The 11,633-nt window shown below is 75.3% G+C and carries 11 protein-coding genes; 9 read left to right on the top strand and 2 right to left on the bottom strand.

All coding sequences use genetic code 11. From position 1 onward, the window contains the following. Positions 1–25: 25 nt before the first annotated feature. On the top strand, positions 26–397 hold the full coding sequence (locus tag BKA21_RS12265) for a nucleotide pyrophosphohydrolase (RefSeq protein WP_140459385.1): 372 nt from the start codon (positions 26–28) through the stop codon (positions 395–397). Positions 398–446: 49 nt separating this feature from the next. Here the strand turns inward: BKA21_RS12265 and BKA21_RS12260 are convergent, their stop codons facing one another. Together BKA21_RS12260 and BKA21_RS12255 are read right to left on the bottom strand one after the other, a co-directional pair. Then, the gene (locus BKA21_RS12260) at positions 447–3,029 is read right to left on the bottom strand and encodes an ABC transporter permease (RefSeq protein ID WP_140459384.1); all 2,583 of its coding nucleotides are present in this window, start codon (positions 3,027–3,029) and stop codon (positions 447–449) included. Further along, a complete protein-coding gene (locus BKA21_RS12255) occupies positions 3,029–3,841 on the bottom strand; it encodes an ABC transporter ATP-binding protein (RefSeq protein ID WP_140459383.1) in 813 nt (270 codons plus the stop codon). The genes BKA21_RS12260 and BKA21_RS12255 overlap by 1 nt, the downstream gene beginning before the upstream one ends. A 247-nt stretch (positions 3,842–4,088) precedes the next feature. Here BKA21_RS12255 and BKA21_RS12250 point away from each other — a divergent pair, with 247 nt between their 5' ends. The 8 genes from BKA21_RS12250 to BKA21_RS12215 all read left to right on the top strand — a co-directional run bounded on the left by BKA21_RS12250 (position 4,089) and on the right by BKA21_RS12215 (position 11,545). After that, on the top strand, positions 4,089–4,334 hold the full coding sequence (locus tag BKA21_RS12250) for a hypothetical protein (protein WP_140459382.1): 246 nt from the start codon (positions 4,089–4,091) through the stop codon (positions 4,332–4,334). A gap of 9 nt (positions 4,335–4,343) precedes the next feature. Further along, positions 4,344–4,961: an L-threonylcarbamoyladenylate synthase gene (locus BKA21_RS12245; protein WP_140459381.1), complete on the top strand. Its 618-nt coding sequence runs from the start codon at positions 4,344–4,346 to the stop codon at positions 4,959–4,961. 138 nt (positions 4,962–5,099) lie between these two features. Next, positions 5,100–6,020 (top strand): hypothetical protein, encoded by a 921-nt coding sequence (locus BKA21_RS12240; RefSeq protein ID WP_140459380.1) that lies wholly within the window; start codon positions 5,100–5,102, stop codon positions 6,018–6,020. 122 nt (positions 6,021–6,142) lie between these two features. Continuing rightward, positions 6,143–6,481, top strand: a complete 339-nt coding sequence (locus BKA21_RS12235) for a hypothetical protein (RefSeq protein ID WP_140459379.1) — start codon at positions 6,143–6,145, stop codon at positions 6,479–6,481. Positions 6,482–6,497: 16 nt separating this feature from the next. Then, positions 6,498–6,809 carry a pore-forming ESAT-6 family protein gene (locus BKA21_RS12230; RefSeq protein ID WP_140459378.1) on the top strand — a complete coding sequence of 104 codons (312 nt, stop codon included), beginning with the start codon at positions 6,498–6,500 and terminating at the stop codon, positions 6,807–6,809. 1 nt (position 6,810) lies between these two features. Then, positions 6,811–7,173, top strand: coding sequence for a DUF6507 family protein (locus tag BKA21_RS12225; RefSeq protein WP_140459377.1), 363 nt, complete (start codon positions 6,811–6,813; stop codon positions 7,171–7,173). Further along, entirely contained in the window at positions 7,170–11,027 is a 3,858-nt protein-coding gene (locus tag BKA21_RS12220; RefSeq protein WP_179625367.1) for a hypothetical protein, read from the top strand. Before BKA21_RS12225 ends, BKA21_RS12220 begins: the two co-directional genes overlap by 4 nt. Beyond that, a complete protein-coding gene (locus BKA21_RS12215; RefSeq protein WP_140459376.1) occupies positions 11,024–11,545 on the top strand; it encodes a hypothetical protein in 522 nt (173 codons plus the stop codon). The genes BKA21_RS12220 and BKA21_RS12215 overlap by 4 nt, the downstream gene beginning before the upstream one ends. Positions 11,546–11,633: the final 88 nt, after the last annotated feature.

Genomic DNA, 11,633 nt, shown 5'->3' with positions numbered 1-11,633 from the left:
GACCCGCCCGCGCAAGGATGGGGGCATGGACGACGGGACCGACGGCGGCGTGACGGACGTGGCCGGGCTGACGCGCCTGGTCCGGGAGTTCTCGCGCGAGCGCGACTGGGAGCAGTTCCACGACCCGAAGTCGCTGGTCCTGGCCCTCGTCGGGGAGGTCGGCGAGCTCGCCGAGCTGTTCCAGTGGCTGCCCGCGGACGAGGCCGCCGCCCGCTTCGCGGCACCCGACCGTCGGCAGCGCGCCGGTGAGGAGTTGGCCGACGTCCTGGTCTACCTGCTGCGGCTCGCGGACGTCCTCGACGTCGACCTCGCGGCCGCGGCGCAGGCGAAGATCGCCGCGGCCCGCACCCGGTTCCCCGCCGACGCCGTGCGCGGCACGGCGCCCGAGAAGCGCTGAGCGGCGGGCCGGGCCGGGCAGGTCCTGCCCGCCGGCCCGGCCCGCCGGCTCACTCCGAGGCGATGGCGTCCAGGGCGCGCAGGCGGGCGGCGCGCGTCGCGGGCCACAGGGCCGCGAGCACCCCGACGACCACGGCCAGCCCGACCATCGTCGCGATCTGGTCCCACGGCAGCACGAGCTGGTCGAGCCCGTCCTCGGCGTAGACCCGTGGCAGCGCGGACGCGAGCCCGACCCCGACCGCGAGGCCCAGCACCGTGCCGAGCACGGCGGTCAGCACCGACTCGATCGTCACCGTGCCCGCGAGCTGGAGCCGGCCGAGGCCGACGGCCCGCAGCAGCCCGATCTCCCGGGTCCGCTCGATGACCGACAGCGCCAGGGTGTTGACGATCCCGAGCACCGCGATCACCAGCGACAGCCCGAGCAGCGCGTAGAGGATCACGAGCAGCTGGTCGACCTGGGCGGCCATCGCGTCGACGAACTCGTCCTGGTCCTGCACCGAGACGACGACGTACGGCGCGACGGCGTCGGCCACGGCGGTGCGCAGGTCGTCCAGGCCCACGCCGGGGGCGGCGTCGAGGAAGACCGTGTCGACCTGCGGGTCGGTGACGAGCGCGTCGAGCACGTCCCGGGTCACCACCACGGACGCCCCGACCACCTGGGTGTCGACGACGGCCACGACGTCCAGGTCGCGGGTGCCCTCGCCGGCGCGCACGGTCACGGTGTCGCCGACGGCCCAGCCGTCGCCGGCCGTCTGCGAGTTGATCACCGCCGTGCCGTCGGCGAGGTCGTCGGTGCTGCCGTCCTCGACGTCGACGAGCAGGGCGCCGCCGAGCACGCCGGGCTCCAGGCCGACGACGTACGAGGTGTCGTCGTCCGTGGGGTCGGCACCGGGCTCCGCGGAGACGGCGGCGGTGCCGAAGGCGAGCGGCGCGGACGCCCCCACCTCGGGCAGCGCGGCGACGTCGTCGACCGCGCCCGTGGGGATGATCTGGGTGGCCGAGCGCAGCACGAGGTCGGCGTCCGTGGAGCTCTCGACGACGCTCGCGAGCGACTGCTGCGCGGACGCGGCGATCACGGAGACGGCGCCGACGAGGGCCATGCCGATGACCAGGGCCCCGGCCGTGCCGGCGGTGCGCCGGGGGTTGCGCACGACGTTGCCCTGCGCGAGCCGCCCCATCGGGGGCAGCAGCCGCACGAACGGCACCGTGAGCACGCGCAGGACGGCGCGGGCGACGGTCGGCGACGCGACGAGCACGCCGACGAGCACCGCCGCGGCCCCGCCGCCGAGCAGCAGCTCGGCCTGGTCGGTCGCAGGCCGCACGGCCGCGAACCCCACGGCGGCGGCGCCGGCGAGCGCGACGAGACCGCCGAGCACGGCGCGCAGGCGCAGCGACCGCTCGGGCACGGTGACGTCGCCGCGCATCGCCTCGACCGGGGCCACGAGGGCCGCGGTGCGGGCGGGCACGGCCGCGGCGACCGCGGAGACCACGGTGCCGAGGACGAGGCACAGCACCACGGTCGGCACCTCGAGCGGCACGTCGCCCGTGAGGTCCATGCCGACCTGCGCGAGCACGACCCGCAGCACCGAGACCAGGCCGAGCCCGCCGAGCACGCCGAGGGCCGACCCCACGAGCCCGACCACGACGGCCTGGCCGACGACGACCGTGAAGACCTGCGCGGGCGAGGCGCCCACGGCCCGCAGCAGCGCGAACTCGCGCACCCGCTGCCGCACCGACATCGCGAACGTGTTGGCGATGAGGAAGGCGCCGACGAACAGCGACACCACGGCGAAGACCAGCAGGAACGTGGTGACGAAGCCGAGCAGCTGGTCGATGTCGGCCTGCAGGTCGGCGCGCACCGAGGCGCCGGTGACGGCCTCGGCGGAGCCGGCCGCGCCCGCGTCTGCGAGCACAGCGCTGCCGTCGAGCGCCGCGCCCACCGCATCGGCGAGCACCTGCTCGTCGGTCCCGTCGGTGCCGTACACGGACACGGTGCTGACCAGGCCCTCGGGGGCGAACGCGGCGAGGGCCGCGTCGTGGTCGAGGAACACGAGCGTCGCGCCCGCCATCGGCCCGCCCGCGGACACCTCCCCGACGACCTCGACCTCGACGACCTCGCCCGCGACGACGACGTCGGTGCGGTCGCCGAGCGCGAGACCGGACGACTCGAGCGTGGCCACCTCGAGGGCGACCTCGTCGGCGGCGGCGGGGCCGCGACCCTGCAGGACCGTCAGCGACGGGTCCCGCTCGTCGAACCCGATGCCGATGCTCGGGGCCTGCGTGGACTGCACGGCGGTGCCGTCGGCGCCCACCAGCACGACCGGGCCGGCCAGGTCGGGCAGCGCGACGTCCACGCCGTCGACGTCGGCGACCTCGTCGACCAGCGCGATCGGCACCGGGGTGCGGGCCTCGCCGATCGACTCCTCGCCGCCGCCGCCGGGCAGCGGGTCGGTCCCGCGCACGTAGACCTCGGCGGGCGCCTGCGCGTCGACGATCCCGTGGAAGGTGCTCGACATCATCGTGCGCAGCGCGAAGGTGCCGGCGACGAAGGCGACGCCGAGCGCGACGGCCAGCACCGACAGCGCGAACCGGACGGCGTGGGCGCGCACGCCCCGCAGCGTGACCCGCAGCATCAGCGCACCTGCGCGGCGGCGGTCGTGGCGGGAGGCAGGGCGGAGGACGCGGCGGCGTGCCGGGCGGTGCGCGCGTCGGCGTCGGCGCGGCTCAGGGCGCCCAGCCGCTCGAGGACGGCGTCGGGCGTCGGGTCGAGCAGCTCGTCGACGATGCGCCCGTCGGCGAGGAAGAGCACGCGGTCGGCGTACGACGCGGCCGTCGGGTCGTGCGTGACCATGACGACGGACTGGCCGAGGTCGTCGACGCTGCGGCGCAGGAACGTCAGCACCTCGCGGGCCGACGCGGAGTCGAGGTTGCCCGTGGGCTCGTCGGCGAACACGACCGCCGGCCGTGTCACGAGGGCGCGGGCGCACGCGACGCGCTGCTGCTGCCCGCCGGACAGCTCGGACGGCTTGTGGTGCAGGCGGTCGGTGAGCCCGACGGCCCGCACGACCGCGTCGAGGTGGTCCTTGTCGACCGGCCGGCGCGCGATGTCCGCGGGCAGCGTGATGTTCTCCAGCGCCGTCAGGGTCGGCACGAGGTTGAACGCCTGGAACACGAAGCCCAGACGGTCCCGGCGCAGCTTCGTCAGGCGGCGCTCCGACATCGCGGAGACCTCCTGCCCGTCGACGACGACCGTGCCGGACGTGGGGCGGTCGAGGCCCGCCATGCAGTGCATGAGCGTGGACTTGCCGGAGCCCGAGGGGCCCATCGTGGCGGTCAGTCGGCCGCGCTCGAAGTCGACGTCGACGCCGTCGAGCGCACGGACCGCCGTCTCCCCGGTGCCGTAGGTGCGGGTGAGCGCACGGGCGCTCGCGATCGGGCTCGTCATCGTCTGGTCCTCGGCTCGTGCTCAGCGGGTCCGGGCGCGGCGTGCGGCCCGACGGGTGTCATGGTCGATCGTCCACCCCGCCGTGGGACGGCGCATCGGTGAGGAACCCTGGGAGCCCCCTGAGCGTTGCGGGGGTGGACCCGGGGTCGGGGCCGGGGGATATCCCGGTGTCGCCGCCTGCGGGCAGCCGCCAGGATGGGGTCGTGCCCCGCTCGGGGTGTCCTCGCAGGTCGTCGGAAGGTCGGTCGTGCTCACCACGCTCACGAAGTCGGTCGCGGTCCTCGCCGCCGCGGTGCTCGGCGCGACCCTCGGGCTCGCCGCCCGGGGCGTGGACGCGGCGCTGGCCCGCGTGCCGGTGCCGGCGACCCGCGCCGTCGGCCCCGCGCAGCCCGGACCGGCGCCGCTGCTGGTGACCGCGACGCCGTCGGCGGTGCCCGACGTGACGACGGGCACCGGGGTCGTGCGGGGCGCGGAGGTCCCGCCGACGTCCTAGCCTGACGTCATGGCCCGCTACCTCGACGTGCACCCGCACGACCCGCAGCCCCGCACCGTCGCGCAGGTCGTGGCCCTGCTGCGCGAGGGCGCCGTCGTCGCGTACCCGACCGACTCGATGTACGCCCTGGGCACGCGCGTGGAGAACCCTGACGGGCTCGAGCGGATCCGGCGGATCCGGCACCTGGACGACAAGCACCACTTCACGCTGGTGTGCGCCGACTTCGCCCAGCTCGGCCAGCTCGTGCACCTCGACAACAGCGCGTTCCGCGCGATCAAGGCCGCGACGCCCGGCCCGTACACGTTCATCCTCCAGGCCACCCCCGAGGTCCCGCGCCGGCTCGCGCACCCCAAGAAGCGGTCGGTCGGCGTGCGCATCCCCGACCACCCCGTCGCGCAGGCGATCCTGCGCGAGCTGGGCGAGCCGCTGCTGTCGAGCTCGCTGGTCGTCCCCGGCGCCGAGTGGCCGATGACCGAGGGCTGGCAGATCAAGGAGGAGCTCGACGCCGTGCTGGACGCCGTCGTCGACGCGGGCGACTGCGGGACCGAGCCGACCACGGTGGTGGACTGGACGTCCGGCACGCCCGAGGTCGTGCGCTCGGGCGCGGGCGACCCCGACCGGTTCTGACGCCGCGGCCGCCGCGCGGGTGACGCACCGGCGCGCGGCTGGCGCCCGGGGCCGCCGCGCAGGGCAGACTGGGTGCGCCGCACCGACCACCGGTCGGGCGCGGCGCGCCGTCGACCGTCGACCCCCGGAGATCGCACCGTGGCCCTGCTGCAGAAGGCCGTCCTGCCCCGCACGAGCGAGGCGTACCTCGGGCAGGGGTACGACCGCGTCGCAGGCTTCGTCGTCCAGGCCGCGGACGTGGCGTGGGCGGGCGCGCCCGCGGACCTGTTCGTCGCGCACGGGCTGGGCTTCCCCGGCTCGCCCGTCACGCCGGACGTCGCGCACGTGGACGTGCTGCGGTTCACGCCGCACGCCACGTCGCGGACCGAGAACGCGACCGGCGGGGTCGACCAGGCCGGGCGCGCGCGCACCGGCGGCCCGTTCGTCGACCGCCCGCCGTTCACGGGCCTGGGCTTCGTCGACGCGCCGGGGCACGTGGTGCCGCTGTGGTGGCTGACGCACACGCGGGTGCCCGCGGGCGCCGAGCTGGTGCGCGTGCACGCCGACGGCACGCAGCAGCGGCTCGCCACGTTCGCGGACGTCGCCACCGGCTGGGTCGGGGACGCCGCGCGGGCGACGCCCCCGACGAGCCCGCGGCTGCCCCGGTACGTCGGCCCCCTGGCCCGGTGGCGCGGGACGACCCTGAACGCCGAGCCGGTCGGTGACGAGGTGGTGCTCGCCTCGGAGGTCGAGCCGCCGGCCGCCCTGGGCTTCACGCGCACCGACGCCGGCCGCTGGCGCCGGGTGGTTCCCCTGGCCGAGGTCGAGGCCATGTTCGAGCTCATGGTCACGGCCCGCTGGAACGGCCTGGAGATGCGCGTCGTCGACCAGTGGGACGAGGCGCCCGGGACGACCGTCTCCCGCGTCTCGTACGTCGGGCACGACGCCGACCTCGCCGAGGGCCTGCGCCTGCCGAAGGTCGACGCGGGCGTGTACGAGGCGACCGTGCCCACCGACCGGCTGGCCGAGGTGACCCCCACGCAGCTCGCGCCCCGCACCTGGCCGGGCGCCACGGCCTGACGCCGGGCGTACGGTCTGGGCGGTTCGCCCGATCGTGGGGTCCTGGGGGCCAGGACGGGACCATGTCCGATCCGTGTGCCAGGATGCCTGACGCACCGCACACGCACCGGAGGGGGACACCCGTGAAGTTCGCCATGGGGTCGGACACGCTCGCGACGCTGACCAAGCGCACGTCGAGCTCCAGCGAGGACCTGGGGGCGCTCGTGCGCGAGCTCTCCGCCGCCGCGGAGCCGCTCGAGGGCAAGTTCAACGGCGCCGGCCGGGCCGCGTTCGACAAGTTCAAGTCCGAGACGGACCGCATCGCCAGCGACCTCAACGGCGCGCTCGGCGCGGTCCTCTCCGGCATCTCCGGGATGGATCGCTCGTACGTCGAGGGCGACACCCAGATGTCCGACGAGACCCGAGCCGCCGAGGGTTCCTCGGCCTTCGACGCCGCGCGCTTCGGCGCCCCGCGGGCCTGAGACGAGGAGAGCGACCATGGCCGGAAACACCGACCGCCGTGACTTCGACCTGGGTGCGTCCCAGTCGGCGCAGGACAACTTCAACGCCGTCGCGGCGCGCCTCGAGGCGCTGATCGACGCCCGCGACAAGGACGTCAAGGCCGCGATGGCGGACTACCAGGCCACCGGCGTGTCCGAGGACTACGCCGGCAAGGAGGCCCGGTGGAACACCGTCGCCGGTGAGGTCCGCACGATCATCCGCACGCTGCGCGGCGCGCTCGAGAAGAACGACGCGACCGCCCAGGACACCCTGAAGAAGGCCAAGGCGGCCGTCGACTCGATCGGCTGACATGCCGGTCCAGGGATGGAAGATCTCGCCGGACGGCGTGCAGACGGTGCTGACCAACGTCGGCACCGTCGCTGCCACGCTCTCGGGCGCCGTCGACGGCCTGCCGGCGAAGGTCGAGACGGCGGTGACGGCGACCGCCGGGAGCCCGGTCATCGGCGACGCGATCGTGGGGCTGTTCGAGCACCACACGCCGACGCTCGAGGCGATCGGCAACCGGATCAGCGCCGCGACCGGCGGCGCGGCCGCCGCGACCATGTGGTACGTCACGGGCGACGGTGAGATGGCGACCCAGCAGCAGCAGGCCGCCGCGACCGCCGCCGACGGAGCCGCGACCTTCACGCTTCCCCCGGGGGCCCAGCAGTGACCGCAGACGTCTGCTACGCGTCGGGGATCAACCCCTCCGCGATCCCCGGCGACGACCTCGACCCGGACGGTGTCGACGCGGCGGCCGACCAGATCGCGGCCGCCGGGGCGACCGTGCGCCAGTCCGGCGCGGACGCCCTGACGCAGTGGCGCCCGCTGTCGACGCACTACGAGGCGCCCGAGGCACCGACGCTCTTCGCGGTCATGGACCCGGTCGAGACGAAGGCCCGCGAGTTCGGGGACGACGTCGAGGCCGTCGCCGCCGCGCTGCACCGGTTCGCGGACGACATCCGGCCCATCAAGACGGCGCTCGCCGCGGTCAAGCGCGACGCGTACGGGTTCCGCTCGCGCATCGCCTCGAACGCCGAGTGGGAGTACGACCAGGACCTCGTCGACGAGAACACCGCGCTGATCGCCCGCGTCAACGCCGAGCAGGTCAAGCTCTGGGAGGCCGAGCGCACCTGCGCCAACGCGATCCGGGCGCTGTACGGCGCTGCCCCGTGGCAGGCGGCAGCGGGCCTCGACAACGGGCTCGAGTACGGCGTCGACGCCCTGCCCACGGACGCGGAGATGCCGTGGGGCAGCGAGGTCGACCGCAAGGACCACTGCCCCAAGTCCGCGGGCGTGCAGGTCAAGCGGTTCGTGTGGGACGGCGTCGTGGTCGACGGCCTGTGGGGCACCGTCACCGGCCTCGGCATGCTCGTGGGCGTGCAGGACTGGTCGTGGTCCTGGGACACCATGAAGACGTCGTGGCAGGGCATGGGCTCGCTCATCGGCTACGACATGCACAGCGGCGACTGGACGTGGGGCACCGCCGGCGACGCGTGGCTCGGCCTCGGCAAGGGCCTCGTGGCCTGGGACATGTGGTCCGAGGACCCGGCCCGCGCGGCCGGTGGCGCCGGCTTCAACATCCTGACGATCGTCATCCCCGCCGGTGCCGCCGTGAGCGGCACCAAGGGTGCCGCGACCGCCGCCAGCACGTCCGGCCGCGTCGCGAACCTCTTCGCCAAGGGCGCGAAGATCGTCGACTTCACCGACCCGATCGCCCTCGGGATCATGGGCGGCAAGGCCGTCCTGCCCAAGCTCGGCGACGCGCTGACGGCCGTGCGCCTGTCCGCCGAGGGCCTGGGCGACCTGCTGCGTGTCCCGGACTTCTCGACGCCGAGCCTGGACCTGCCGGGCGGGACCAGCCCGCTGCCCACCGGCGGTCTCGACGACCTCGGCGACCTGGGCGGCAGCGCCCCCGTGCTCCGCGACCCCGACGCCGTGGTCCACTCCGGCCCCGAGACGGAGGTGCCCGTCGAGGTGCCCGCGCCCGTGCGCGAGCTCGTCGGCACCGACGGCCGACCCGTCGAGACGACGCCCGGCGGCGTCGGCACGGGCGCCGACGACCTGCTCGACCCGGGCACGGTCCGCAACCCCGGCACCGGCACGGACGCACCCACGGGCGGCTCGCACACCCCCACGACCGGCGGGGGCGGCCACGGCGGAGCACCCGGGTCGGGCGGCGGCCCCTCGGGCCCGGGCGGTCACGGCGGGGGCAGCTCGTCGGGCGACCCGTCCACCGGCGCGCCGGGCTCCCCCGGCGACCCCGCACCCCCGAGCAGCGGGGGCGGCGGCCCGGTCGACCCGATCGACCCCGTCGACCCGTCCGGTCCCGGCGCCGGCGGTCCCGGCGACCCGGGCGACCCCTTCGGCGACCGGATCGCGATCGACAGCAGCGGCAACCCGCACGTCGTCAACACCTCCGACGCGCTGGTGGCCGGACAGGGCTCGTTCGCCGACGTGCTCCCCCAGCTCCTCGACGACCACGGGCTGACGCGCACGCAGTTCCGCGAGCTGCTGCAGACCCCGGTCGCCGACCTGACGCCCGCCCAGGTGGACACGCTCGTCGCGATCCGCGACGCGATGCCGCCGGTCGAGGCGGACACCGTGCTGCAGAAGGTCATCACGCCGCAGCAGGCGCTCGACCTGCTGGACGACGACGCCGCCCGGTTCATGGAGCCCGACCTGCTGACGCGTGCGGGCGCGCTGCCCACGTCGCGGCTCACCGAGCTGGGCGGATTCGTCTCGCGGGCCGCCGACGTGACCGGGGCGACGCCCGCGCAGATCTACCACCAGCTCGGCCTGACCTACGACGGCAGCCCGTTCAGCCCGGACCCGTCGCGCCCCTTCCCCAACGACGAGTCCGTGTTCGCGGTCCGCTACCGCGGCGGCGACGCCATCCCCGTGTCCGGCGGTGCCGCGACGCTCCCCGGCGTGCCCGACGGGACGCTGCGCGCCATGGCGTCGATGCCCGACAGCATCTACCGGATCACCGACCCGGCGGCCCGTGACGCCGCGATCAAGGCGTGGATCGACGCGAACGACCCGTCGACCAGCTTCGACGCGTCCCGTGCGCTCGACCGTGACAACCCGTTCCGCGGCAACGGGTTCTCGGGCGAGGGCTCCTCCTACTCCCCCGAGCTCAGCTACGGCCCGACCAAGGTCGAGGTGCCCGAGGGCGCCGAGCTGTGGCGGATCCGCCCGGACGGCACCCAGGAGATCGCCGCCGTCTTCCGCGACGACACGTGGCACCCGATCGTCGAGCAGCCGGGCCCCGGCAGCCCGGCGGGGCCAGCCGGACCGACCGGACCGACCGGACCGACCGGACCGACGCACCCCTTCACCGGTCCGGCCGGAGGGCCAGGAGCACCGACGGGAAGCACCCCGCCGGCGGGCGCCCCCCACGGGACGCTCCCGCCCGGCGCGGTCGTCGACCCCCTGGACCCGCCGACCTCCGGCGCCCCTCCGGCGACGCCGGGCGACCCCGCGACGACCCCGGGCGACCCGGTCGACCCCGTGGACCCCGCGTCCGCAGCCGTCGACCCCGCGTCCTCGGGGCCCGCACCTGCTCCTGCTCCTGCACCGCACGTCGTCCACGACGCGGCGGGCAACGCCTTCGAGGTGCGGATGAGCGATGCCGTGGCGGCGGCAGCACCGCGCTGGGAGGACGCGCTGACCCGCGAGCTCGCCGACCGGGGCCTGTCGCGCGGCGAGTTCGACCGCATGGTGTCGCAGCCCTTGCACCGTCTCTCGCGCTCGGACCTGCACACCCTGCTCGAGGTCCGCGACGCCATGCCTCCGATCGCGGCGGACGACGTGGCGCAGAAGATCCTGCCGCCGGAGCAGGTGCGCAACCTCCTGGGGGCGACCTACTTCGACTCTCTGGTCGAGCCTGGGCTCGTGCGGCACCTGGACGACGCCGCGACCTGGACCCACGCCTCGGGACCCCGTGCGGGAACCTCGGCCGTGGACATGACGGCCGCGCCGGAGCGGCTCACCGGCTACGTCGCGCGGGTCGCCGACGTCACCGGCCTGCCGACGTCGCGGCTCTACCACGACCTCGGGCTCAACTACGTGAACTCGACGTTCACCGGGGACACGTCCATGTTCGGCGTGCGGTTCCACGCCGGTGACCACCCGTCCCTCGTCACCGACACGACCCACCAGGCCAACCAGCCGCTGGAGGTGCTGCGGGACGCGCTCTTCCAGCCGGCTCTCGACGGGTCGGGGCGGTCGCGGTTCGACGAGATCCAGTCGATGCCGCACCAGGGCGACCGGCAGCAGGCCTGGTACGACTTCGCCGACGCCAACGGCGGCCGGTCGTTCCAGATGGCACAGGCCATCGACGGCGCCAACCCCCACCGTGGCAACGGGTTCGGGGGCACCGGGAGTCTCTACGCACCCGAGTTCACGTTCGGGCGCACGGCGCTCGACATCCCGACGGGTGCGGAGATGTGGCAGATCCGGCCTGACGGTTCCACCACGGTCGTCGCGATCTTCGACGGAACCACGTGGGTGCACGTCTCGTGAGAGCCGGGCGCTACGCCCAGGTCGGTGACCAGCTCTGGCCCGCCGCCTTCACGCGGGACAGCCCTCGTGTGGCGCTGCTGGGCTGGGGCCCGCAGGCCCCGGGGCCGGGGTTTGCCTGGCGGGAGGCCCGTGGCGGGCACTGGGTCCGCGAGGTGGCCCGGGTGGAGTGCTCGCGCCTCGTGCTCGTCGCGACGTCCGCGTACTGGCTCGGCGAGCACCCCGTGGAGGTGCTCGCCGTCCGCCCCGACGGCACCGCCGACATCGTCTGGGCGCCGGACCTCGCCCCGACCGGCTCGGCGCACGCGACGGCCCTGCCCGGCAGCACCGCTGCGCGCAGGCTCCACGAGGACCCCGACGTCGGCTACCGCGGCCACGTGCCCGTCGACGAGCTCACCACCGTCACCGAGGCGGAGCACGAGGTCCCCGTCGAGCCGCTGCCGGGGCACTGGTCGCTTCCTCGGCCTCCTCGCCTCCCGCCGTCCGCCCGCGGCGGAACGCAGGCGCGAGCGAGCCGGTAGTGCGTGCGCTCCGCGCAGGCCGTTACGCCGTGGTGAACGGCGTCGAGCGCATCGCGACCGTCGGACGTGGAGATGCTGGCGTCGGGAT

It is taken from the genome of Cellulomonas oligotrophica, from assembly GCF_013409875.1.
Taxonomy (GTDB): domain Bacteria; phylum Actinomycetota; class Actinomycetes; order Actinomycetales; family Cellulomonadaceae; genus Cellulomonas; species Cellulomonas oligotrophica.
This window is presented reverse-complemented; position numbering and strand designations above follow the sequence as displayed.

What these genes read in the sequence shown, in the direction of transcription:
- BKA21_RS12260 (WP_140459384.1), bottom strand. Translation starts at nt 3,029, where the DNA reads ATGCTGCGGGTCACGCTGCGGGGCGTGCGCGCCCACGCCGTCCGGTTC.
- BKA21_RS12225 (WP_140459377.1), top strand. Translation starts at nt 6,811, where the DNA reads ATGCCGGTCCAGGGATGGAAGATCTCGCCGGACGGCGTGCAGACGGTG.
- BKA21_RS12230 (WP_140459378.1), top strand. Translation starts at nt 6,498, where the DNA reads ATGGCCGGAAACACCGACCGCCGTGACTTCGACCTGGGTGCGTCCCAG.
- BKA21_RS12265 (WP_140459385.1), top strand. Translation starts at nt 26, where the DNA reads ATGGACGACGGGACCGACGGCGGCGTGACGGACGTGGCCGGGCTGACG.
- BKA21_RS12245 (WP_140459381.1), top strand. Translation starts at nt 4,344, where the DNA reads ATGGCCCGCTACCTCGACGTGCACCCGCACGACCCGCAGCCCCGCACC.
- BKA21_RS12255 (WP_140459383.1), bottom strand. Translation starts at nt 3,841, where the DNA reads ATGACGAGCCCGATCGCGAGCGCCCGTGCGCTCACCCGCACCTACGGC.